Annotated in this window: 21 protein-coding genes; 19 read left to right on the top strand and 2 right to left on the bottom strand. The window is 57.8% G+C overall.

From position 1 onward, the window contains the following. Window positions 1-637 precede the first annotated feature (637 nt). The 18 genes from ACWGXE_RS15530 to ACWGXE_RS15445 all read left to right on the top strand — a co-directional run bounded on the left by ACWGXE_RS15530 (window position 638) and on the right by ACWGXE_RS15445 (window position 18,632). The gene (locus tag ACWGXE_RS15530) at window positions 638-976 is read left to right on the top strand and encodes a P-II family nitrogen regulator (RefSeq protein WP_447598812.1); all 339 of its coding nucleotides are present in this window, start codon (window positions 638-640) and stop codon (window positions 974-976) included. Window positions 977-978: 2 nt separating this feature from the next. Next, the gene (gene glnD, locus ACWGXE_RS15525; protein WP_447598811.1) at window positions 979-3,663 is read left to right on the top strand and encodes a [protein-PII] uridylyltransferase; all 2,685 of its coding nucleotides are present in this window, start codon (window positions 979-981) and stop codon (window positions 3,661-3,663) included. Between the two features lie 50 nt (window positions 3,664-3,713). Next, the gene (glnA, locus tag ACWGXE_RS15520) at window positions 3,714-5,123 is read left to right on the top strand and encodes a type I glutamate--ammonia ligase (RefSeq protein WP_447598810.1); all 1,410 of its coding nucleotides are present in this window, start codon (window positions 3,714-3,716) and stop codon (window positions 5,121-5,123) included. Window positions 5,124-5,472: 349 nt separating this feature from the next. After that, complete coding sequence (locus ACWGXE_RS15515) at window positions 5,473-6,804, top strand: CmpA/NrtA family ABC transporter substrate-binding protein (RefSeq protein WP_447598808.1); 1,332 nt, start codon at window positions 5,473-5,475, stop codon at window positions 6,802-6,804. Between the two features lie 295 nt (window positions 6,805-7,099). Then, window positions 7,100-7,876 (top strand): ABC transporter permease, encoded by a 777-nt coding sequence (locus ACWGXE_RS15510; protein WP_447598806.1) that lies wholly within the window; start codon window positions 7,100-7,102, stop codon window positions 7,874-7,876. A 3-nt stretch (window positions 7,877-7,879) separates the two neighbouring features. Then, the gene (locus ACWGXE_RS15505; RefSeq protein WP_447598804.1) at window positions 7,880-8,752 is read left to right on the top strand and encodes an ABC transporter ATP-binding protein; all 873 of its coding nucleotides are present in this window, start codon (window positions 7,880-7,882) and stop codon (window positions 8,750-8,752) included. A 144-nt stretch (window positions 8,753-8,896) separates the two neighbouring features. After that, a complete protein-coding gene (gene cynS, locus ACWGXE_RS15500) occupies window positions 8,897-9,337 on the top strand; it encodes a cyanase (protein WP_447598802.1) in 441 nt (146 codons plus the stop codon). Window positions 9,338-9,505: 168 nt separating this feature from the next. Then, window positions 9,506-10,723 carry an ammonium transporter gene (locus ACWGXE_RS15495; protein ID WP_447603756.1) on the top strand — a complete coding sequence of 406 codons (1,218 nt, stop codon included), beginning with the start codon at window positions 9,506-9,508 and terminating at the stop codon, window positions 10,721-10,723. 260 nt (window positions 10,724-10,983) lie between these two features. Continuing rightward, entirely contained in the window at window positions 10,984-11,208 is a 225-nt protein-coding gene (locus ACWGXE_RS15490; protein ID WP_447598800.1) for a hypothetical protein, read from the top strand. Further along, window positions 11,205-12,371, top strand: coding sequence for an ammonium transporter (locus tag ACWGXE_RS15485; protein WP_447598799.1), 1,167 nt, complete (start codon window positions 11,205-11,207; stop codon window positions 12,369-12,371). The genes ACWGXE_RS15490 and ACWGXE_RS15485 overlap by 4 nt, the downstream gene beginning before the upstream one ends. 87 nt (window positions 12,372-12,458) lie before the next feature. Continuing rightward, window positions 12,459-12,905, top strand: a complete 447-nt coding sequence (locus ACWGXE_RS15480) for a QcrA and Rieske domain-containing protein (protein ID WP_447598798.1) — start codon at window positions 12,459-12,461, stop codon at window positions 12,903-12,905. Between the two features lie 175 nt (window positions 12,906-13,080). Then, window positions 13,081-14,112 carry a cytochrome b gene (locus ACWGXE_RS15475; RefSeq protein WP_447598797.1) on the top strand — a complete coding sequence of 344 codons (1,032 nt, stop codon included), beginning with the start codon at window positions 13,081-13,083 and terminating at the stop codon, window positions 14,110-14,112. A 16-nt stretch (window positions 14,113-14,128) separates the two neighbouring features. Continuing rightward, on the top strand, window positions 14,129-15,544 hold the full coding sequence (locus ACWGXE_RS15470; RefSeq protein ID WP_447598796.1) for a multiheme c-type cytochrome: 1,416 nt from the start codon (window positions 14,129-14,131) through the stop codon (window positions 15,542-15,544). 13 nt (window positions 15,545-15,557) lie between these two features. After that, entirely contained in the window at window positions 15,558-15,755 is a 198-nt protein-coding gene (locus tag ACWGXE_RS15465) for a hypothetical protein (RefSeq protein WP_447598795.1), read from the top strand. Further along, a complete protein-coding gene (locus tag ACWGXE_RS15460) occupies window positions 15,752-17,335 on the top strand; it encodes a ferredoxin--nitrite reductase (RefSeq protein WP_447598793.1) in 1,584 nt (527 codons plus the stop codon). The genes ACWGXE_RS15465 and ACWGXE_RS15460 overlap by 4 nt, the downstream gene beginning before the upstream one ends. Before the next feature lie 129 nt (window positions 17,336-17,464). Further along, on the top strand, window positions 17,465-18,238 hold the full coding sequence (locus ACWGXE_RS15455; RefSeq protein ID WP_447598791.1) for a CBS domain-containing protein: 774 nt from the start codon (window positions 17,465-17,467) through the stop codon (window positions 18,236-18,238). A 55-nt stretch (window positions 18,239-18,293) separates the two neighbouring features. Further along, a complete protein-coding gene (locus tag ACWGXE_RS15450) occupies window positions 18,294-18,404 on the top strand; it encodes a transposase (protein WP_447603755.1) in 111 nt (36 codons plus the stop codon). Between the two features lie 99 nt (window positions 18,405-18,503). Next, on the top strand, window positions 18,504-18,632 hold the full coding sequence (locus ACWGXE_RS15445; protein WP_447603947.1) for a hypothetical protein: 129 nt from the start codon (window positions 18,504-18,506) through the stop codon (window positions 18,630-18,632). 255 nt (window positions 18,633-18,887) lie between these two features. Here the strand turns inward: ACWGXE_RS15445 and ACWGXE_RS15440 are convergent, their stop codons facing one another. Then, window positions 18,888-21,158 carry a [protein-PII] uridylyltransferase family protein gene (locus ACWGXE_RS15440; protein WP_447598790.1) on the bottom strand — a complete coding sequence of 757 codons (2,271 nt, stop codon included), beginning with the start codon at window positions 21,156-21,158 and terminating at the stop codon, window positions 18,888-18,890. A 67-nt stretch (window positions 21,159-21,225) separates the two neighbouring features. On the opposite strand from ACWGXE_RS15440, the gene ACWGXE_RS15435 reads away from it, so the two are divergent. Then, window positions 21,226-22,959 carry a [protein-PII] uridylyltransferase family protein gene (locus ACWGXE_RS15435; protein WP_447598788.1) on the top strand — a complete coding sequence of 578 codons (1,734 nt, stop codon included), beginning with the start codon at window positions 21,226-21,228 and terminating at the stop codon, window positions 22,957-22,959. A gap of 117 nt (window positions 22,960-23,076) precedes the next feature. Here ACWGXE_RS15435 and groL read toward each other — a convergent pair whose 3' ends face one another. After that, on the bottom strand, window positions 23,077-24,717 hold the full coding sequence (gene groL / locus ACWGXE_RS15430; protein ID WP_447598787.1) for a chaperonin GroEL: 1,641 nt from the start codon (window positions 24,715-24,717) through the stop codon (window positions 23,077-23,079).

The raw sequence follows: 24,717 nt of genomic DNA, 5'->3' as shown, positions 1-24,717 counted from the left end.
AATAAGGCACGGCACGTTTGTGCGCGCCAGCGAGACGGTGAGCTGTCTGGAGCCACCGAGCGGCGAGCCCGCCCGCCATACCAAGCTTCGCTTGACCCGCCGCGTTCGATCAATCGCGGCGGAGAGGATTTTTGCCACCGACTCCACTGACAGGCTTGTCGTAGCAACGTATACGCGGTTGCAGTAGAAACGTTGTTGAATAATGCGGGCTAAGCTTGCCGGCGTGTGCAATGTTGGCCGGCTGAAGGATCCCTTGACAGTTTTTAAGAGTCGATGCTATAAGCCCCCATTCTTGCCGGGACAATGACGTCTTCGGTAAGGCTCCCCTATTGAAAGTGGACAAAGACGTCCTGAGGTCGTCGAGGCGACCATGAGGGCGTCTTTTTTTTTGCGAGGGAGGGAGCGGCCGTTTGGGCAGAGGGTTGATCGAAGCGATGCGGCTGCCCCATTGTTCGCGGTATTTGTGTGAAAGAATGAGATCGGCTATGATGACTCGTTTCACATCCGGGCCATGCATGACGGCGGTTCTTGGCAGTCGGCAGAGAGTCAGGGCAAGCGATGACATGCATGCGCCGAGGCTTCCGGCGGATGCCATTAACCATCAGCCACGGGCGATCACTTTTTACGGGGAGGAGGCATGAAACTTATCGAGGCGATCATTAAGCCTTTCAAACTGGATGAAGTGAAAGATGCCTTGTTGGAGATCGGTGTGCAGGGCATGACCGTCACCGAGGTCAAAGGCTTCGGGCGCCAGAAGGGCCACAAGGAAACGTATCGAGGGCAGGAATATACGATCGAGTTCGTGCCCAAGGTGAAGGTTGAAGTGGCGGTGACCGACAGCCAGGTGCCGAGAGTGTTGGACACGATCACAAGAGCCGCCAAAACCGGGAGCATCGGGGACGGAAAAATTTTTGTGCGTGACTTGAGTTCCGCCGTCCGTATCAGAACGGGCGAAACAGGAGAGAGCGCGCTCTGACGATGGCTCAGCATTCCGAAATAACCGCCGGTGAACTGCAGGACGGATCGCCGGTCGCGATCGGCGCCGCGTTGAGTGGGCAACGCCAGGCGATAGAGCGGCGCGTGATGAACGGAGCCTCAGGCGATGAAATCGTGGGAGCGACCACCGATATGGTGGATGCGCTCATCGTGGGCCGGTACAAGACTGCCGCGCGCGCAGGTGGTGGAGCTTATACTGCCGCTGGCTTCCAGCACTGTTGCCTGGTCGCCCTCGGCGGATATGGCCGGCGGGAATTGGCGCCGTATTCCGACATTGATCTGATGGTGCTGTATCGGCCTGAGGCAGGAAAAATCGTCCCCGATTTCGTCAAGGGCGTGCTGCATCCGTTGTGGGACGCAGGTTTCCAAGTGGGTCATAGTGTGCGGACGATCCAGGATTGCATCGACCTCGGCATTCAAGACTTGACGGTGCGGACCTCCATGATGGAGGCTCGGTTTCTCGCCGGAAGCCCGGAACTCTTCCAGCAGTTTCACACGCGCTATCTGCGCAAAGTCGTTTTCCGGGGCACGGAAAAGTATCTCGAGTCCAAACTCGAAGAACGACGCCGCGAATATCAAAAATTCGGCGAGACCGTCTATCTTCTTGAGCCGAACGTCAAAAAAAGCAAAGGTGGCTTGCGGGATCTTCATCTGTTGCAATGGATCGGCATGGCGCGATATCGCGCGCCGACCATCCGCGAGTTATCCGACCGCGGCATTCTCTCCCCGGACGATTATCGAGCCTTGAAAGAGGCCCGCGAATTTCTGCTACGGGTACGAGCGTTTCTGCATATCCGCGCCGGTATGGCGCAAGAGATCTTGACCTTCGAGGACCAAGTGTGGCTGGCTCAGCAGTTCGGGTTTGCTGATTTGCCGCATCTGCTCGCCGTGGAGCAGTTCATGCAGCAATACTATCGGCACACCACGGAACTGCATGCCGCTTCGGCACGATTCATGGCGCGCTGCCGCCTCGTCCCGCTCTACCAGCGTGTGATGCGGCTCCTGCCCTCGCCGCGTATCGAGAGTCATTTCATCCTGAAAAGCGACGTGTTGACGGTGGCCTCCGATGCGCGCCTGGTGGTCCTGAAAAATCCCGTGCTGTTGCTTAAGTTATTCGATGTGGCCCGCTCCCGGCAGGCGACCATCGATCCGGCTTTTCTGGAAGACATCCACCGGCATGCGGATGCACTTCCGGCCGAGGCATTCCGGTCGTCTGAGGTGGGCCGGATGTTCCTCGCCATTCTGTCCGGGCCCGGGACCGCCAAAACGTTGGATGCGATGCACCGAGCGCATCTGCTGGAAAAATTAGTTCCGGCCTTTGCCCGGGTCAGAGGCCTGATGCAGTTCAATCATTATCACAAGTACACCGTCGATGAGCACAGTCTGCTTGCCGTCGCCAAGGCCGAGTCCTTGGCTCAGGATCAGGGTGTGCTGGGCGGCGTTTATCGCGACATCAAACGGAAAGATGTGCTGCATCTAGCAATCCTGCTGCATGACCTCGGGAAAGGGCACGAGGAAGATCACAGCGAGATCGGTCGTGGGTTGGCCGAGGATGCGGCAGCCCGGTTCGAGTTCGGCGAACAGGAGGCCCATACGCTGGTTTTCTTGGTCCATCGACATCTGTTGATGGCGCACACGGCCTTCAGGCGGGATCCTTACGATGAAAAAGTCCTGCTGCCGTTCGCGCGAGAGGTGGGTACGCCGGAGGTGCTGCGGAAAATGTTGGTGCTCACGGCTGCCGACATCGCGGCGGTTGGTCCTGAAGTGCTGACGAAGTGGAAAGAATCGCTGCTCATCGAGTTGTATTATCGAGCCATGCAGGAAGTGTCCGGAGAACGGGAAACCGACGATGTGCCCGAGCGGCTGAAGCAGGTGGCGATGGACGTGGCCGCGCAGGAGCCGCTGGCGGCACCGGCCGACGCCGGGGCGAGATGGGTGGAGACCCAGCTTGGCCAATTTCCGATCCGCTATGCCTGCGGGACGTCACCGAAGCGAATCGCGGCGCATCTGGCCGCCATCCGGCGCCTGCATAGCGGCGAGGTGGTCGTCGATGCCGAGTATAACGAACAATTGGGAACCTCCGAATACGCCGTGGTCACGCACAATGATTTAGTGCCGGGAATTTTCTCGAAGATCGCGGGGGTCATGGCGGCAAGCGGCCTTCAAATTCTCGATGCCCAGATCCTGACCCGCACGGACGGCATCGTCGTCGATACCTTTCAAGTCATGGACCGGGATTATCACGGCGCGCCGCCAGAGGAGCGAAGTCGCGCCATTGGAGAAAGAATCGCCGCCGTGTTGAAAGGATGGGAACATGTGGATGAGTTGATCCGTCGGGGAACGCGGCTGAATAGCGCCCGGATGGTCCCCCTCAACCGTCAGCCGACGGAAGTGCGGATCGACAATGAGACCTCCGACCGGTTCACGATTATCGATGTCTTTGCCGATGACCGCCAGGGATTGTTGTACATCATCACGAATGCGATCTTCAGGCTCGGCCTGTCCGTCCATGCGGCGCGGATTTCGACGAGATTGGATCAGGTGGCGGACGTTTTTTATGTGACGAATCAATCGGGCGGCAAGCTCGAAGAACAGGCGCAGCTCGACGCGGTGCGGGCGACGGTCCTTCGGGATGTCGAGACATTTCTCGAGGTGAAGGCGGCATGAAGGAAATGAATGTGGCGGTATTACTGTGAAGAGTGTGAAAGGAGGGGCGGATGAACGTTCGTGAAGTCTTAGAGTTTGCCAAGAAGAACAAGGTCCAAATCGTGGATCTGAAATTTGTGGATTTGGTCGGCACGTGGCAGCATTTCAGTATTCCCGTGAGCGAATTAAACGAAACCTTGTTCAAAGACGGGTCCGGCTTTGACGGGTCGTCGATTCGCGGCTGGAAGGCCATCAATAACAGCGACATGCTGGCGATGCCCGACCCGGAGACGGCCTGTCTCGATCCGTTCAGCGCAGTGCCCACGCTCAGCATGGCCTGTAACATCGTCGAGCCGATTACGCGAGAGAGCTACGAACGGGACCCTCGATTCATCGCCCAGAAAGCCGAGAAATATCTGCAGAGCACGAAGATCGGCGACATCTCTTATTGGGGCCCGGAAGCCGAATTCTTCATTTTTGACCATGCCCGCTATGACCAAACGAACCACAGCGGGTACTATCACATCGATTCGGAAGAAGGCGTGTGGAATGCCGGCCAGGAAGGCGTGAATCTCGGATCGAAGATCCGCCACAAGGAGGGGTATTTCCCGGTGGCGCCGACCGACACGCAACAAGATATTCGCAGCGAAATGATCATCGAGATGGAGAAGGCCGGAATCGCGGTCGAGAAGCATCATCACGAAGTGGCTACGGCGGGACAAGCCGAAATCGACGTCCGGTTCGACTCCCTGCTGAAAATGGCCGATAAGATGATGATGTACAAGTACATCGTCAAGAACGTGGCCCGCCGTCATGGAAAAACCGTGACGTTCATGCCGAAACCGATCTTTGGCGACAATGGATCGGGCATGCATTCTCATCAAAGCATTTGGAAAGACGGTAAACCGCTGTTTGCCGGCAAAGAGTACGCGGGCGTCTCTCAAATTTGCCTGTACTATATCGGCGGCATTCTCAAACATGCCCCGGCGTTGGCGGCGTTCACCAATCCCACCACCAACTCGTACAAGCGGCTGACGCCGGGATTCGAAGCCCCCGTGCTGCTTGCCTATTCCAGCCGGAACCGTTCGGCCGGCATCCGCATCCCCATGTACTCACCGAGCCCGAAAGCCAAACGCATCGAAGTGCGGTTTCCTGATCCCGCCTGTAATCCGTACTTGGCGTTTGCAGCCATGCTGATGGCCGGCCTCGACGGGATTGAAAATAAAATCAATCCAGGCGAGCCGGGGGAGAAGGATCTGTACGATCTGGAACCGAAGGAGGCCGCCAAGATCCGCACGATGCCGGGCAGTTTGGACGAGGCATTGACGCATCTGGAGAAGGACCACCAGTTCCTCCTCAAAGGCGGCGTCTTTACGGAGGATCTGATCGAAACCTGGGTGAGCTACAAGCGCAGCAAGGAAGTCGATGCCTTGCGGCTCCGGCCGCATCCGTACGAGTTCTGCCTCTACTACGATGTCTAGCAGAGCTGTATTTCAAGCAAGCGCTTGACGATCCATAGGATCGGATGGTATAGGTTCTATCCACGAGCAAGGCTTACGGCAACGGCGCCTGAGTCAACGCTCGACAAGTTGGTAAACGGACAAGGGCGTCCGTCATTCTATGACAAGAATGGCGGACGCCTTTTTTATTGAACAAATTCAGGTGAGACAATGATGTCTCACGGGCGAGTGAATGTCATCTCGCCAAGAGGACAACGACGTCCTTCTTCCAATCGCTGGGAGAAGGACGTTTGTTTTTGATGAATCTTCCGAATATCAGCGGGGCGCACGAGGAAAGGCCGGGCCGTTGAGAGAACTCTTGGAGGCTACAATGAACGACCACTCGGTCCCACCGTCTCATTCCCTGGCGAAAGTCGTCGGCGACGCGAAGGACGCCGAAACAGCGGAACAATACCTCCACAAGACAGTTGAAGAGTCGGTCGTGGCGGCTGTGCTTCGTGCAGCCGAACCCTCCCGCCGGCAGTTTCTCGTCGGCCTCGGGGCAGCGGCGCTGACGGCCGCGATCGCGGACCTGTTCCCTCTGGAACAGTTCCGGGCTTTTGCCGCTGAACCGGCCGGTCCGCCGGAGAAGAAAGATGTCAGCATCGGGTTCATTCCCATCACCTGCGGCACGCCGATCATCATGGCCGAGCCATTGGGGTTCTACAAAAAACATGGTTTGAACGCTTCGGTGAAGCGTGCAGCGGGGTGGGCGATGATTCGGGACTGGGCGGTGAACAAGGAAGTGGATGCGGCGCACATGCTGACACCGATGCCTCTAGCCATTACCTTGGGCGCCGGTTCCATGGCGACACCGATGTACATGCCGGCGGTGGAGAATATCAATGGGCAAGCCATCACGTTGCACATCAAACACAAGGGCGTTCAAAAGGCCGCAGATATGAAGGGCTTCCGGTTCTGTGTTCCGTTCGATTACTCCATGCACAACTACCTGCTCCGATATTATTTAGCGGAAGGAGGCCTTCACCCCGATAAGGACGTGCAGATTCGAATCGTGCCTCCGGCGGAAATGGTGGCAAACTTGAAGGCCGGCAACGTCGACGGGTATTTGGGACCGGATCCATTCAATCAACGAGCGGTCTATGAGAATGTCGGCTTCATCTTCAAGCTGTCCAAAGAGATTTGGGATCGCCATCCCTGCTGCGCGTTCACCGTGACGAAGGCGTTCGCGACCCAATACCCCAACACCTTCCATGCGATGTGGCGCTCCATTGTCGATGCGGCTCATTATGCGTCAAACCCGGCGCATCGGAAGGAGATCGCTGTTGCCATCGCGCCGACCAATTATCTCAATCAACCGGTCACCGTGCTTGAGCAGGTCTTGACCGGGACCTTCGCGGACGGACTTGGCAAGATTCAGAAGGCTGCGGATCGGATTGATTTCGACCCGTATCCATGGCACTCGATGGCCATCTGGATTCTGACGCAAATGCAGCGGTGGGGCCATGTGAAGGGGGACGTGAACTATAAAACGGTCGCTGAACAGGTCTACCTGGCGACGGGGTGTGATCGTGTCGCGAAGGAGCTCGGCTATCCGACGCACGAGGCCACCACGACAAAACATGTCATCATGGGCAAGGAATTCGATCCGAACCAGGCAGAGGCTTATCTCAAAGGGTTCAAAATTCACAGCATGGCGTGAGGCCCACATGGAATCACTTTGGTCGGCTCTATCATCCAAGTTAACCTCCGACTCCGGCACAGATCCTGGCACATCCTGCGTCCTTTCGCCGTCGGGATGGCTCGGCCGCTTTGCCACATGCGTGTGGTTGCGGCTCAGAGACCTGCGGGCTCTCCAAATCAGGGGGATTCGATCTGGTGGAACGGCGCCAGGGCAGGCGAGGGGAAACCCATGGCTTATATCAGGCTTCCTACTGGTGATTTTTCTTCTCAGCTGGCACTTCTTCACGTTGCGGCCAACATTTGACCCGACAGGAATGACCGAGGAACAACTGCAGTTGATGGAATTCAACGGCGATATCGTGCGGGGGGCGGACGGAGTCTATAGCTGGAATGCTGAAAAGGAAAAGGTCAGCGGCGTTCCGGGACCCTTGGCGGTGCTCGACAAAGCCCGCGTGGAGATGTCTGAAGCGTTTGAAATCAAAGGGACGAACGATCACGGAATCGCCTATCTGGTGCTGTACACGGTTTCGCGTTTTGGCGTGGGGTTTCTGGCAGCTTCGATCATCGCGATCATGCTCGGGGTCGTCTTGGGTCTGAACCGGGTCCTGTTTCGGGCCGTCAATCCGTACATTCAAATTCTCAAGCCCATCTCCCCGCTGGCCTGGATGCCCTTGCTGCTCTATACGGTTAAAGATCCCAAGTGGACGGCGGTCCTTGTTGTGTTCATGGCTGCGCTGTGGCCCACGTTGGCGACCACCGCCTTCGGCGTGAATTCACTGAGGAAGGAGTATCTGCACGTGGCCGCCATCGTGCAGTTATCTTGGTTCAAACGGCTGTTCAAAGTGATTCTGCCTGCGGCAGCACCCACCATTGTGAACGGATTGCGAATCTCCTTCGGTAGCGCATTGGTCGCAGTCGTGCCGGCGGAGATGCTGCTGGGCGAACTGGGTGTCGGATATTTGAGCTGGATTGAATGGAACAATCTGGACATTGCCGGTGTGATCTTCGCCATTCTGGTCGTCGGAGTCGTTGGCGTGGTGTTGGATTCAGGGTTCAACAAGCTGGCAGGCTATGTCACATACCAGGAGTAACCGATGTCATTTCTTCAAATCGACCATGTGAGCAAGTATTTTCCGAATCCATCCGGAGACGGTCAAGTCTGTATTTTCAGAGACGTGACAATCAAGATCCAGAAGGGGGAGTTTGTCACGACCATCGGGCATTCGGGCTGCGGGAAAAGTACGCTGCTCAACATCATAGCCGGATTGGAAACGCCCTCTGAGGGAGGAGTCATTCTCAATGGTCGTGAAGCTTCCGGACCGGGGCTGGATCGGATGGTTGTGTTTCAAAACTTTGCGCTGATGCCCTGGATGACGGTCTTTGAGAACATCGCCCTGGCGGTCCGATCGGCATACCCGGAATGGACGCGTCAACAGGTGACGACCCATGTCCACAAGTACATTATGCTGGTGGGATTGAAGGGCGCCGAGGATAAGCGCCCTGTTGCATTGTCGGGCGGGATGAAGCAACGCGTGGGGCTGGCTCGGGCATTTTCGATTGAGCCGAAGGTGCTGCTGCTGGATGAGCCGTTTGCGCAGATTGATGCCCTTACGCGGGGTGTCATTCAGGAAGAGTTGATTCAAATGTGGAACACATCGAGAAATACCGTGTTCATGGTCACTCATGACGTCGACGAAGCGATCTTGTTGTCCGACCGGATACTGCTCATGACGAACGGACCCGAGGCGCGAATTGCCGAGATGGTCCATGTAACGATTCCTCGGCCGCGATTGCGGGAGACGATCATTGATCACCCGCATTACTACAAAATCAGAAACCATATCATTCACTTCCTGGTCCGTCATGCGAAACAGGGGACGAGCGGAGACGGAGCATCTTCGGATCAGTCGATGGACGGGTCTCCCGTCATTGTGGATTTCGAAGCCGTATCATCGGCTGTGCGCTAAGAAGAGCCGCATAGTACGTTCATACGGGCGGGGAGGTGAAAGGCAATCGTAACGAACGCCCGCCATATGGATGTGTCGATGCCACAGCGCAGATCTGATGCATGTATAACGATCCCAAATGTGAAGCCATCAAAGGAGGCCAACATGGAAAAAGAAGCGATACGCAAGAGGATCAAGGCCGCTCGACTCGAAAAGAAACTCACGATTGCCGATGTCGCGAAAACCGTTGGGAAGAATCCCACCTTCGTGGCGGCGGCGTTGAACGGCAATCATCGGTTCACCACGGACGAAGCGGTGAAGGTCGGCAAGCTTCTGGATTTGGACAACGATATCGTTCAGTCCTTAAGCCGCTTTCCGGTGCGAACGGATCTGCCGAACATGACAGATCCGTTCAAGTACAGGTTGCTCGAGATTATCGGCGTGTACGGTGATTCGTTGCGTGAAATGGCAAACGAGATGTTCGGGGACGGCATTATGAGCGCGATCGATTTCACCTTGGACATGGAAAAAGTCACCGGCGGCCAGGGCGAAGCACGCTGCAAGATCACGCTGAACGGCAAATGGCTCGAATATAAAACGTTCTGACGAACGGGGATGGCCGAGCCGTCCAAGCGGTCTCTCGATGAGATGCTCACATTAGCGAAGGAACATATGGGATCACGGTTATGGATGCACCACTGGAAATGGGCCGGGCCGCTAGTCGCGCTACTCATGCCGGCCACGAGCGCCGCGGAGACAGTGACAGCGGGGATCGTGAGTGGAGCCGACACCGCTTGGGTCTTGATGTCGTCGGCCCTCGTGTTGGCGATGATCGTTCCTGGATTGGCGCTGTTTTATGGCGGCCTGGTTCGCAGCAAGAACGTGCTTGGAACGATCATGCAGAGTTTTGTCATTCTCTGCCTGGTCAGCGTCCTCTGGATCCTGCTCGGGTACAGTCTTGCATTCGGGCCCGACAAGCGGGGGCTCATCGGCGGATTGGAATGGGTTGGGTTACAAGGCGTGGGACTGGCTCCTCATCCACCGTATGGCTCCACCATCCCTCATCAAGCATTCATGATCTTTCAGATGATGTTTGCGGCAATTACGCCGGCCCTAATCACGGGTGCCTTTGCCGAGCGAATGAAATTCAGCGCACTGGTGTTATTCGCGGGGCTCTGGTCGGTCGTGGTCTATGTGCCAGTCGCCCATTGGCTATGGGGCGGCGGATGGCTCAGCAGCCTCGGGGGGCTCGATTTCGCCGGAGGCGCGGTGGTGCACATCAGTTCCGGGATCAGTGCGCTCGTCTGCGCGACGGTGCTCGGCGCACGGCAAGGGTATGGCGCTGAATACATGGCGCCGCACAATCTGCCCATGACGCTGTTGGGAACAGGGCTCCTCTGGTTCGGGTGGTTCGGGTTTAATGCAGGCAGCGCGCTGGGGGCGAACGACACGGCGGTCGCAGCCTTTCTCGCGACACATATGGCTGCGTCGGCTGGGGCTTTGACATGGATGGTAGTGGAGTGGCTGCATCGCGGATCGCCGACCGTGTTGGGAATTGCGAGCGGCGCCGTGGCCGGTCTGGCGACGATCACGCCCGGCGCCGGCTATGTGGGCATGTCTTCTGCCTTGTTGATCGGGCTCCTAGCAGGTGGATTGTCCTACCTGGCGATCAATTGGAAAGTGAGGCTTGGTTACGATGATTCACTCGATGTGGTGGGAATCCACGGGGTTGGCGGTGTGCTTGGGATCCTGGCGACAGGACTCTTTGCATCCAAGGCGGTAAATATGAGCGGGACGGACGGCCTTTTTTTCGGAAATCCGTCTTTCCTCGGCATTCAAGTCCTCGTGGCAGTCTCGGTCGCCGGTTTCTCGGCGGCGCTCACGTATGGATTGCTCAAATTGGTAGACCGCATGGTCGGGCTGCGCGTATCACAGGACGAAGAGAGAATGGGGCTTGATCTCAGTCAGCACGACGAACGCGCGTACTCGTAAACTTCCTACGGGTCGCCTGTATGGTGTGATGTCGCCGTCCTGTTGGCGGATGACGTCTGGAAGAAAGGGAGCGACCATCGCACGATGATTGTGTGAAGAGACAACTGAACTGAGACGCTCCCAAAGACCGGATTACCCGACAGCGCTGTCAGGGTAAAGTTTGGCAAAGGCGCCAAGACTGAAGACGGAGGCAACGCCGCCTCTTTCGATCAGCTTATGGCGCCTTTGTATTTTCAGTCCCTACGACGAAGGAGGATACCATGACGGCTTCGGCTTACGAATACAATGTGTCAACGGAAGAGGTGCTGCTGGATATTCTGCGAAAAGGACAGGTCCGAACCATGGACAGCCTCGTGGAGGCGTCTGGTCTTGACTGGTCACAGGTCTTTCTGGCGATCGACCGCCTGAGCCGATCCGGCGATATTCGGTTACAACGGGCGGGCGGACTTCAGTACGAAGTGCGTATCAAGCAGGCGGTCGTATGATATCTGAGCGCGATCACACCCTGTGGCTGGTGATGTCTACGACGCTGGTCATGCTCACGTTCCCAGGCGTGGCCTTGTTCTACGGCGGAATGGTGCGGAAGAAAAACGTCCTGAACACGATGGCCATGATTTTTCTCGCGCTGGTGCTGGCTTCTATTGAGTGGCTGTTGTGGGGTGAAAGGATAGCGGTCGGCTCATATGAAACTGCGGCGACGGGCATGGAAAGCGGCCGCCCGTCGCGTGCACTTCACCACGCCCTATCAGGAGCACTGGCCTTGGCGTTGGTGAGCGGAACGCTGGTGGAACGGGTTCGGTTCATGTTTTTCCTACTCTTCGGACTTGTTTGGGTGGGTGCGGTGTACGGTCCGATCGCGCACTGGCTCTGGGGCGGAGGATGGCTGACCAATATGGGGAGTCTCGATTTCGCAGGCGGGGCGGTGATCCATCTGTCGGCAGGAGTCAGTGCCTTGGTTGCCGCGCTCGTGATCGGGCCTCGGAGGGGGTATGGACGAATCGAGATGATCCCGAACCATCTACCATTTGCCGTATGTGGCGCGGGGCTCATGTGGGTCGGATGGTGTGGCTTCTCCGCCGGTCCATCACCCTCGTCCATGAATACGGCCACGAGCGCGCTGGTGGCGATTCACGCGGCGGCTGCCGCATCGGCCCTGACCTGGACCTTGGCCGAGTGGATGCAGCGGGATAAACCGACTGCGTTGGGAACCGTAAGCGGAGCGGTCGCGGGATTGGTGGCGAGCTCGTCGGCAGCGGGCTATGTCGGTCCGCTGGCCGCGATCGTCATCGGGATCGGGGCGGGAGCCCTGTCCTACATGGTTGTCAACTACGTCAAGCTTATTCTGGGCTATGACGACTCCTTGGATGTATTCGGCATGCATGGAGTCGCAGGCGCATGGAGCATGATCGCCACGGGGCTCTTTGCGTCGACCGCGGTGAATCCCGACGGAAGCGACGGGCTGTTCAATGGGTATCCCTATCAGTTGTTTGCTCAGGTCGTTGCGATGCTGGCGGTGGCGCTGTTTGCGGCCGGTATGACGTTCGTGGTGATCACGGTGCTTCGGATGGTCCTGGTGCCGCGGGTGGAGGAGGAAGCGGAATCCATGGGGCTTGATCTGACACAACATGGGGAGAAGGGGTACTCATGAGATGTTGGATGTACACAGTCGCGAAATCGCGTAATCGACGCGCTTCACGATAACGTGATTCATGTACGACGAGCAATGAGGTGTTGAATGGCGATTGTTCATGACGATGCAGGAAGACGAAAGTTTCTGAGCCAAGCCGTAATGGGCTTCGGGATGCTGTTCGGCCTTGGTGCGCTCAGCTTACGGTTCGCGCAGTTTCTCATTCCCAGCCAGAAGCCGAAGCGGTACGAAGCCGTGTTGATCGGCGGAGAATCGCGAATCCCGCTCGGTGAAGCCGTGCCGATTGACCTCGGGAGTCACAAGATGCTGGTGCTCAGGACAGACGAGGGAATCACCGCGTTTTCGAGGCGCTGCACGGACCTGGGATGTCTCGTGTCTTGGAACAAGGAACGGGAACAGTTTGTCTGCCCGTGCCATCAAGGAGTCTTTGACAAGACGGGGCTGAACGTTGCCGGCCCGCCGCCGCGCCCGCTCGATCGATTCGAGATCCTGAAACGAGGCGGCCAGTTGTATGTCAATATTGTGAATGCTTAACCCGCATTATCCATGAGCGGTTCATTTGCAGTGTCGGATTCGCTGCCGCGACAAAGCTGCACACGAAGCCGGTGATTCTTTGAACAACTCAGAACTTAGGACTCAGAACTCATAGCTCAGAACTCATAGCTCAGAACTCATAACTCAAAACTCAGAACTCCTGAAAGGTAAGCGGATGTCATCGATCGAAACACAGGCTTCCCACACCACGGAAAGTGATAAAGGCAAGACGTGGGTGGATTACATCCAGAAGGACCTCCCGCAGCATCTGGATTGGTGGCCATACACGCTGGGCGCGATTCCTCTCACGCTGTTCGGGCTCTTGGTGACGACGGGGCTCCTGCTCACGTTTTACTACGTGCCTTCACCGGAACGAGCCTATGAGAGTGTCGAGGAGCTTACGAATCAGATCTACCTCGGGTGGTTCATCCGAGGATTACACAAGACCTCTGTCGATCTCATGATTCTCTTTTTGCTGTTTCACGTGATCCGGGTGTTCATCACGCGCGCGTACCGGCCGCCCGGCGAGTTGAAATGGGTCAGCGGCTCCATCGTGCTGTTCGTCACGTTCGCCATGGGATTTTCGGGCTATTCGCTGGTCTTTGACAATGTGTCCTACTGGGGCATGACGGTCGTGACCAACATGATCGGAACGCTGCCGGTGGTGGGAACTCCTTTGTTGTATCTCCTCAGGGGCGGTGAAGAGGTCTCAGGCGTTACCCTCTTAAGGCTCTATGATCTTCATACCAAGCTCCTGCCCGCGTTGTGGGGCGGTCTGGTGATCGGCCATGTGATCATTGTCCGGTTGATGGGCTTTGCGGAGGTGAAGGGAAGTCGCGGATTCCATCCGTTCTTTCCCGAACATACCTTGAAAATGGGGGCGATCGCGGTGGGATTGCTCCTGCTGATCGTCGATGTCGTGATGATTTTTCCCCCAACCCTCGGCCAACCGGCCAATCCGCAGGAGGTGGCGTCGGATGTGTCCCCGCCCTGGTACTTCTCGGCTCCGTATATGTGGATTACCTTGCTGCCGGGGCCGGTGGCACTGTGGAGTCTCTTGGGGGGCGCCGGGCTGTTTGTGATGTACCCATTCGTGGATCGTGAATTATCGCGACGTGGATGGCCGATGGTAATGATGAACGCGATCATAGGTACGCTGCTCGTCCTTGGAGTGGCGGTCTTGATGGCGTTGGATACCGTGATGTGATGTAGAGGAGGCATGTATGCAAGACCTCGGTGAAGAACAGGGTGAAGAAACACGACGCCAACGGAATGGAACACTCAATTTCTCGCGGTACATCATCGGGGGATTGTGTCTGGTGTTATTCCTCGCGCTGACCGGAGTCGGGTATGTTCAGGTCGAAGAGCGGCGTGGGGGTGGGCTCCGCCCGTTTGTGTCCGCCGAAAACAAGCGGTGCATCGATTGCCATACGGCCAAAGATGTCGCAGTGGGCGGGATCAACGATTGGAAAGTCAGCCGCCATGCGCCCAAGGGCATCGGCTGTGTGGAGTGCCATCGCGCCGAGAAAGGCGAAACGGACGCCTATGACCATGAAGGCTTCCTCATCTCAACGTTGGTCACTCCCAAGGACTGCATGCGCTGCCATGACAGAGAGGCAAAGGAATTCGCACGATCCCACCATGCCAAGGGCGCCCAGTTTACCGGCTCGCTCGACAACTTTCTTGGGAACGTCGTGGAAGGACCGGAGGTCGTGACCACCGGGTGCGCCGGCTGCCATGGAAGCATCATTAAGGTGATGGAAAATGGAAAGCTCCATCCAGCCACCTGGCCGAATTCGGGAATCGGGCGCGTGAATCCGGATGGGTCGAAGGGCACCTGCTCCGCCTGCCATGCCCGACATAGTTTCTCCGTCGCGCAGGCTAGGCAACCGGAGAGTTGCGGCCGCTGCCACATGGGTCCGGATCATCCGCAGATCGAGGCCTATTACGAAAGCAAACATGGCGTCATGTACGAGGCCAATAAAGAAAAAATGAAATTGGCCGATCCATCGGAGAAGTGGCACCCGGGAAAAGATTACCTCTTCCCCACCTGCGCCACTTGCCATATGAGCGCGACCGGTACGCAAGAGGTGACGCACGATGTCGGAGAACGCATCAGTTGGACTCTCCGTCCGGTTATTTCAACGAGGCTGGAGAATTACGAGGACCGGCGAAAGGCCATGAGACAAGTCTGTTCCTCCTGTCACAGCGAGCAGATCGTGGAGCGATTCTTTACCTCGATGGACCAAGGAATCAACCTGTACAACGACAAATTCGGCCGGCCGGCCAAGGCGGCGATGGACAAGCTGCTCGAGATGAAGAAGATCACGCCGACCCCGTACGATGAAAAGATCGAATGGGTGTTCTACGAGCTCTGGCACCATGAGGGGCGCCGAGCCAGACACGGGCTCTCCAAAGTGGCACCGGACTATGTGCATTGGCAGGGGTTCTACGAAGTCGCCAAGAGTTTCTACACCAAGTTCCTGCCGTTGGTGCGTGAGCTGTCGCCGGCAGTGGCGGAAGAGATGCTCCGCAAGGAAGGCCACAAATGGATCGAGAAGGGCCTGACCGAGGAGGAGATTGCCGAGATGGTCCAGTTCTATGAGAAGGAAATGCAGGGCAAACGAGGAGGAGGATGAGGAGGGCGGAGTCATGAAAACAGACGACGAGGTTACGCTGCTTCGATTATTGCCGGACAGGGTGTCGCGAACATTGGAAGAATTGGTCACCCTGTCCGGTTTGACAGCTTCGCAGGTCTTGCTCGCGGTGGACCATCTGAGTCGGACGGGGGATGTCCTATTGCGGAAGGTCGGCATGGATTACCACGTGATAAGGAGTGTGGCTGCATGAACAAGATTGAACTGCTGAAACAGGAGCGAGACGGTTTGGATGTCAAAGAACTGATCGCGAATTATGCGCGAACGGGATGGCAGTCTATCCCTGAATCTGATGTCCAGCGTCTGAAGTGGTGCGGCCTGTTTCTGCGGAATCCGACGCCGGGCCATTTCATGATCCGGGTCCGTATTCCTGGCGGCAAAACCAATTCTTATCAGTTGCGCGCCCTGGCCGGCATCGCGGCCTCCTATGGCAACGGCTTGTTGGATGTGACGACGCGCCAACAGGTTCAACTCCGGCACGTCACGATCGAGCAGATCCCGGTCATTTTTGACAAACTGGAAGAGGTCGGACTGACATCGCTTCAAACCGGCATGGATAATGTCCGGAACATCATGACCTGTGCGGTCGCGGGTCTAAGCCCGGACGAATTGTGCGATGCGACGCCGATTGCGCGGGTGCTCGACGACGAGATCATCAACAACCGCGAATACTCCAACCTGCCACGAAAAATGAATATCGCTGTCACCGGCTGTCCCGACAACTGCCTGCATGCGGAAACGCAGGATCTGTCGCTCGTCCCGGCCTATCACGATATTGGCCATGACAAGTGTTTCGGGTTCAATGTTCTCGCCGGCGGCAAGCTTGGATCGGGAGGCTATCGCATCGCAAGTCCGCTCAACATATTCGTCACTCCGGCCGAAGCCTTCGATGTGTGCCGCGCCATCATTCAAATCTACCGGGACCATGGGCCGCGCGAAAATCGCACACAAGCGCGCCTGGCCTTTTTACTCGATGAGTGGGGAACCGACCGATTTCGCCAAGAAGTCGAGCGTCTGGTAGGACGCAAGCTGTCTCCCGCCGGGACGGATGTGCGGAAAAACGCGGAAAAAGACCATGTCGGCATCTTCCGTCAACGGCAACGGGGCGTGAATTATGTTGGTCTCAAGATTTCGGTGGGGCGGATCACCGCGACGGACTTGCAGTCGATCTGCGCGTTAGCGGAACGATATGGATCGGGTGAGATGCGCTTGTCGCCTAGCCAAAGCATTATCATCACGAATGTGAGTGACCGGAAAGTCGGCGACCTGGCGCAAGAACGCCTGGTGCAGCAATTTTCGTATAATCCGTCGCCGCTCTATAAAGGCCTGGTCAGTTGCGTGGGCAACGACTATTGCAATCTGGCGGTGATCGAGACGAAGACCCGGGCGGTGGAGACAGCCAGGATTTTGGAAAAGCACCTGGGTTCCAATATCAAGCCCATCACCATGCATTGGTCTGGTTGTCCTGCCGGTTGCGGCAACCATTTGGTGGCCGATATCGGTCTACTGGGAAAGAAATGCAAGGTGGACGGCAAGGTGGTGGACGCAGTGGACATCTTCGTGGGGGGGAGATCGGGCATCGATCCGAAGCCGGCCGTCAAGATCATGGAGGATGTGCCATGCGACAAACTGCCGGCCGTCCTGGAGGGGTTAGTCCCGTACCACACGCGGGAGAAGATGCATCGGGTGCGCGGCGGAGATGTAAGAAAAGCCGGACAAGGCCCGGCTCGCAAGACTATCGGCACTGCCGAAGCCGAGCGAGTGGCCGGATAGAGTCAGAAGGCGGGACATCAGAGAAGATCAGCCGGCGGCCGGGGCTGCGACCTCGATTCGACCAGATGGGCTATTGAGCCACTTGGCGGGTTGCGCTATTCTCTGCCTCGAACTTCATACGGAGGGCTCATGCCGAAGAAAGCAAAAATGACCATGGCGCGCGGGCTCATGCTCGATCGCCATATCGAACAGTTCCGTCAGAAACTCGCGGCCTTCCCGGCCTTGCTGGCCAGAAAACGATCCGCCGGGTCGCTTGAACAGTTCGACGAGGAGGCCGAAGACCTGATCGGACAGGTGTTCGGTACCTTGTCGAATGAGATCGAAGCCTATTACTACGCCAAGCTGGGAGAAACCGGCATTCTTCCGGAAGAGGCACAGGAAAGCGGCGCGCACGATACGGAGCGGGAAAGTTTGCATCAGCGCAAGCAAGTGTTGGAGAGTTGTCTGGCTCAATTGACGCTTAGAAGGGTGTCGCGCGGGATCGAAATGGGAAGGAGACCGGCCGATCGTTTCAACGGCAAGAAAGTGGCCGAGTATATGTCTCCCGATGTCAGAAGCGTGCATCGGCAGGCTTCGATTAAGGAGGCGGGTCGGCTGCTTCAAAAATGGAAAGTCGGGTCACTGCTCGTGGATGACGGGTCCCGATATATCGGCATCATCACCGACACCGACCTCAGCCGCAAAGCCGTGGCCAAAGGCCTCGATCCCAATACGACGACGGTCACCATGTGCATGACCAAAGCGGTCGTCACGATCGAGGACAGCGAAGCCTTGGCTGAAGCCGCCAATCTAATGAAGAAAAGCGGCATCAGACATCTGCCGGTCACTGAGGACGGTACAATTATCGGCGTGTTGTCGGTAGCCGATCTGCTGCGCGCGTACGAGGGAAGCGCGGGGTCCTGAGGCGGGATTAGAGGCGCCAAGTTGTTTCGTGAAGACGTCCGCAATCTCCCGCAGGATGGCGGCGGTTCCCGCGGCCTTCCGCAGTGCGGCGGCGTTGGCCGCCTATGTCGGCGTGATCCCCGCCCTGCGCCAGTCCGGCACACGACAGTTCGCCGGGCGGGGCTGACCCCGCTGGGCCATGCGCGGCTGCGGGCGGCCCTCTGGATGCCGACGCTCGCTGCGGTCCGCTTCAATCCCTGGCTGAAAGCGTTCTACGAGCGCCTGCGTGCTCGGCAAACTGGCCAAGGTCGCCCTCATCGCCGCCATGCACAAACTGCTGGCGGCCGTCCATAGCGTCGCGAAACATCGCCGGCCTTTTGTGGTCAACCCTGCCGCGCACGGAGTCCTCCAATGACCACGGTATCTCACCGACTCGGCGAAGTGCGAGCACTGTTCGCTCTTTCCCTGAGGTCAGGAGGATGCGGGCTTCCCGGCGACTTGCGGTGGCTCGCATGGCCTTGGAGCGACGGTCACCGCAGGTGGCGGCGAGGACTGCCCGAAGGTCCGTTGACAAATGTCACAACGGACCGAGTTCCGCAGCCGAGTCGCTTCGAGGCCATGCAGGTTTGAGCCGCCGCCGGAGCCGGGCAGGCCCGCTGTCCTCCCCATCTCACAACCTTCCAAACCTCTTCTCAAAAAACTTCCTCGTCCCGCTCATATGCTGCTCGATGTCCGACTGGAGGCGCTTGGCACCGGCCTGCCAGTCTTCCGTGGTGTAGCCCAGCCGTCGAGCCAGAAAGACGAACTCGTCGGAATAGGTCTCGGGAAGGACGAGGTCCTTGGCATGGCCCCGCACCATGCGAAGCCCATCGATCAGCTTTCGAATGAAGGTGTAGGCTTTCTCCAGCCGCTCGGCCTCTTGAGGATTGATCAAGTCTTCTCGTGCAAGAGCCGCGAGCGCTTGCAACGTGTTGACTTGCCGCAGCGCCGGCCGGCGATGCCCGTGGAGTATTTGAAGGTATTGCACGGCATACTCGATGTCGATGAGACCCCCCGCGCTGTACTTGACATTGACCTGTCCCGGCTCGACCAGTTCTTTGATCTGCCGCCGCCGGAGGTCCAACGCCGTTTCTTCATCCCACGGTTCCATGCCGTACACGAATGCATCACGGTGCATTTCCACCTGCCGGCCGAGGCTGCGATCGCCTGCGACCGTGCGGAGCTTGATGAGCGCTTGGCGCTCGAAGGGGGCGGCCGATCCCGAGGCGCTGTAATAGTTCCGCACCTCATCGATCGCATTGGCCAATGAGCCTTTGCCGCCGTGCGGACGAAGCCGGACATCGAGATGGAAAATACCTTCTTGTTTGGCTTCAATCCATCCCAGCAATTCCTGGGCCAACCGTTCGAAATATTCGCTGTTGGCCACGCGCTCCTTCCCGCCGGTCTGCCCGGTTCCGCCATAGACGAAGAGAACCTCGATGTCGGAAGCATAGCCGAGTTCACGTCCACCGAATTTCCCCATGCCGAGGATCACGAAAGGACAAGCTCGGTTACTGTCCAGCCTCGGTGCTCCATATCGCCGCCCCAGCTTCGCCATGCAATCCTTGAGGCTACGGGCCATGATCAATTCAGCCAGTTCGGTCAAGGCGAGTGAAAAATCGGAGAGGCTGCTTGCGGCCTCGAGCAGGTGCGTCATGTCGATTCGGAAGAGTTCCCGATCTTTGAACTGATTCAACGCTTCTTTGCGCGCCTCATCGCTCTTCGCGCGCGCCACGAGCCGGTCCAACTCTTTCCCAAGCGCCGCCCGGGGCTTGATCAACGGCGCGTCTTGATAATCGTGCAGCATCGGCAGCAAGTTCCCATGCTGACGCCGCAGAAAATCTTCCCATAGGAAATCGCTCGCACCAAGCAGTCGAGCGAGAACGGGCAGACTCTTTTTGTCCTGCAAGTACTTCAACGCGGGCGAATCCTTCGAACGGGCGGACTCTTCCATGATGAGGTCCAAAAACTGATCAAACGCTTCCAATGCCTTCGCCGGATCGGGAGCCCAGGTCAAGGCATGGGTAAATTGTTTAATCAGCACGGCGGTCAGGCGCAATTGCTGCTGGTCGGTCTCGTCAATGACCTTTTGGCCATAGCGATTGCGGACATAGAACCGGTCGCGCAACTTGCCGCCCTCATTCTCAAACTGCGCCTTGCTGATGTAGATATTCCGCATGGCCAGCGCGTTGGCAAAGGCGTAGAGAAAGGCCGGCGTATCATCGGACCGGATGTCCATGACTGTATCGGTCGGTGAGCGGTTATTGTCGAAGGTGATCTGGACCGTGTGCAGCAGGCCGCTGAAGGCGCTCCGCCGTTGACTAAGCCACTCGACGAGCTGCCGATTGACACGTTGGCGCGCCTCTTCAAAACGATTGTCATCGAGTAACTTCACGACACGGATCAGTTCCTCCGACAATCGTTGTTGATGTTGTGCGGTAAAGACCGCCCCTTCGACCGGATGGACGTGGAACACATCGACAATCTTTTTTCGGCTGAGCCCGGGTCGTGCCTTCGGGCGATGGCGTCGCCATCGGTCCGTTCCTGAAGCGGCGGGGACCTCTGCCTCGGTAAAGGTATAGATGCGGCCTTCGTCAATATTCAGTCCGAATGCGGATAAGAGCCCGCAGATGGCGGCGAACTCAGAAAAATAGTCATAGGCCACGACCGTAAGTTCGACGTGATGCCCATTCAGCGGCACACAGGACAATTCGCAGGGATTGTCGAGCGAGAGGGCCGAGGCAAGCCTAATATGGCGGGCGATCGTTTCCGGTTCAAAATTAGCGAAATAGTCCGGATCCATGCGCCCGAGAAAATCGTCGATGATGTCGTCGGCTATTTCCTTGCACCGGGATGCGATCAATTCCCGAAGCGATTGAGAAAGGAACTGTGAAGCGGGCATGACGTCCAGTATACCTGAAGGATGTTTCGTTGTACCCCAAGAATCCCGTCAGTATAATGCCTCCGCCATGAGGAAAACTTTAAACAAGCCCATCCGGTCCGCTCCTGGCAGCGCCCCGGCCAAAACGGCGAGGCCGCGGGACCCCACTCCTTTGCTGTTGGCTCCCGGGCTCAGTATCCAGGAGGTGCGCCGTATCCTGTTGCCATACGGCGTGCGATCTTTCGAGGAGGCGGACCGCAACATTCAGTCGATGGCCGGTGAGCCTCACGAGCGCCGGCAGCTTGCGACGATTCTGGCGGACCTGCTTGAATCCACCGCCGGCACCGCCGACCCTGACCAGGCGCTCAACCATTGGGAACGATTGTTCTCCGGGGGGGTCAGCCGCGCTTCTACGTTGGACTACCTCCATGCGTCTCCCCGCATGCTGGATCTGCTCTGTACGATCTTTGGCAACAGTGACGCCTTGGCCTTTACTCTCATTCGGGATCCCACGTTGATTCATTGGCTGGCGGAAGAAGATGTATTGTCCAGTCCGCCGTCGCGGGTCGGGATGGAAAAGGCCCTCCGGGCCACCATGGGAAGCTTGACTGTCACGGAGTTGAAACTGGAGGCGCTCCGGCGCTTCCGGCGCAGGGAAATGTTGAAGATCGGCGTGCGGGATCTATTCCGGCTCGCGACCGTCGAGGAGACGACGGCATCCCTGTCGCATCTGGCCTCCGTGCTGATTCAAGCGGCGTATGAAATCGTCGATCGCGACCTTCGCGGGGAATATGGCGTTCCTATGCATCTCAACCGTGAAGGACGGTGGGTCGAAGCAGAATTTGCGGTGATCGGAATGGGCAAACTGGGCGGGCATGAGCTTAATTATAGTTCCGATGTGGACCTGATTTATGTGTACTCCTCCGAAGGGCACACGAGACGAAAGGACCACCCGGAACGGCTCAAGGATTCACCCGGCTCCGGCACAATCACCAACGAGGAATACTTTGAGCTGCTCGCGCGCCGGTTGACGAAGGCACTGTCGGAACCGACCAAGGAAGGCTATTTGTTTCGCGTCGATCTCCGCCTTCGCGCCGAGGGAAGCGTGGGACAGTTGGCCCGTTCGCTGGACGAGTATGCCAGATATTACCGTACCAGGGGGCGTGTGTGGGAACGATTAGCCTTGCTCAAATCCTGGCCTGTCGCCGGCTCGCATGCCTTGGGCAAAGCCTTTGTCCGCATGACGAAGCGGTTTGTCTGGAATCAAGGCGTCCTCGGGATGGGAGACGAACAAGGCGCCTTGGCTATCATTCGCGACGTGCGGGCGGTCAAAGAAATGATCGACGAGAAAATCGCCGATCAAGGACACGAGCGGCGCAACGTGAAATTGGGCATCGGCGGAATTCGTGAGATCGAATTCCTTGCCCAGACGGTTCAAGTGATCGCCGGCGGGCGCCTATCCGGCATTGTCAGCCGCAATACGCTCGCCGCGCTGGAGCGTTTGTATCAACACGGTCTTCTGTCCCAACGCGAACTGGCGCGGTTGGCCGAGGCCTATCGTTTTCTCCGGGATGTTGAACATAAGCTGCAAATGGTGCACGAGATCCAAACACATTCCCTTCCCGATGATGAGGAACACTTGACGCAATGTGCCATCCGGATGGGCTATGATGCGAGGAATCGGCGGGCGTCCCTTGCGCGATTCCGCGCCGACCATGCGCGCCATACCAACCACGTGAATCGAACGTTTCGTCGCTTCTTTTATACTCCGCAACAGTCCGGTCTCTTGCGGGCCACGTTATCGGCGATCCGCCGCTCGTGACGATTGTTTGTCGCGAGGAAAGGTATTGGAAAAACAAGCGGCCCGGTGGCTGGCGCCACCGGGCCGCTTTGACTGCTCCAGCTAACGGCTATCCGCCGCTAGCCGTCGGCTCCTCGCTTAGTACATGCCTTCCATTCCATGGTTGTGGCCGCCGTGGCCGCCCATGGGTTCCTTCTTCTCCTCCGGAATCTCCGTGACCATGACTTCGGTGGTCAGCATCAGTCCCGCCACGCTGGCCGCGTTCTGCAATGCAGTGCGCGATACCTTGGTGGGATCGATGATGCCGGCCTTGATCATGTCCACATACTCATCCGTTGCGGCGTTAAAGCCGATGTTCGTGTTTTTATCTTCACGAACCTTGCCGACCACAACCGATCCTTCCGAACCGGCGTTGGCGGCGATCTGACGAATCGGCTCTTCCAACGCGCGACGCACGATATCGACGCCGACCTTCTGCTCGGCCGGGACGTCCTTCACGTTGTCGAGAGCCTTGATGCAGCGCAGGTAGGCGATGCCCCCACCCGGCACGATGCCTTCTTCCACGGCCGCCTTGGTCGCGTGCAGGGCGTCCTCGACACGGGCCTTCTTTTCCTTCATTTCAGTCTCGGTCGCCGCGCCGACGTTGATGACGGCCACGCCGCCGACGATCTTCGCCAACCGCTCCTGCAACTTCTCGCGGTCGTAATCGGACGTGGTTTCCTCGATCTGGGCCTTGATCTGCTTGACCCGGCCTTCGATCTTCTTGGGATCGCCGTGCCCTTCCACGATCGTGGTGTTGTCCTTATCGATCGTCACGCGCTTGGCACGGCCAAGATCGGTCAGCTTCACATTCTCCAGCTTGAGGCCGAGATCTTCGGAGATCACCTGGCCGCCGGTCAGAATGGCGATGTCCTCCAACATGGCCTTGCGGCGATCACCGAAGCCGGGGGCCTTCACCGCGGACACATTCAAGGTGCCGCGCAGCTTGTTGACCACGAGGGTCGCGAGGGCTTCGCCTTCGACCTCTTCCGCGATAATGACCAGGGGCTTGCCCATTTTGGCCACTTGCTCAAGAATCGGAAGCAGGTCCTTCATGCTGCTGACTTTCTTTTCATTGATGAGGATGAGCGGATCATCCATCACGGCTTCCATCCGCTCGGCGTTGGTGACGAAGTAGGGGGAGATGTAGCCGCGGTCGAATTGCATGCCCTCGACGACATCGAGAGAGGTCGTCATGGACTTGGCTTCCTCAACCGTGATGACTCCGTCCTTGCCGACCTTTTCCATCGCTTCCGCGATCAGGTCGCCGATCGTCTTATCGTTGTTGGCGGAGATCGTTCCGACTTGCGAGATCTCTGTCTTGGCCTGACAGGGCTTGCTCAGCCGCTTCAGTTCGGCCACGACGGCCTCAACGGCCTTGTCGATCCCGCGCTTGATTTCCATGGGATTGGCGCCGGCCGTAATGTTCTTGACCCCCTCGCGGTAAATAGCTTGCGCCAAGACCGTGGCGGTCGTGGTGCCGTCGCCGGCCGTGTCGCTGGTCTTGCTGGCGACCTCACGGACGAGCTGGGCGCCCATGTTCTCATACGGGTTCTTGAGCTCGATTTCCTTCGCGACCGTCACCCCGTCCTTGGTGATGGTGGGCGCACCGAATTTTTTGTCGAGAATGGCGTTGCGCCCCTTGGGGCCGAGTGTCGCCTTGACCGCATCGGCGAGCTGGTTCACCCCTTTCAGGATGGCCGCTCGGGCCGTTTCACTATACAGCAGTTGCTTTGCCAT

Source organism: Nitrospira sp. Nam80, from assembly GCF_965152575.1.
Note: the sequence above shows the minus strand (reverse complement) of the source record. Positions and strands in the feature narration are given on the sequence as shown.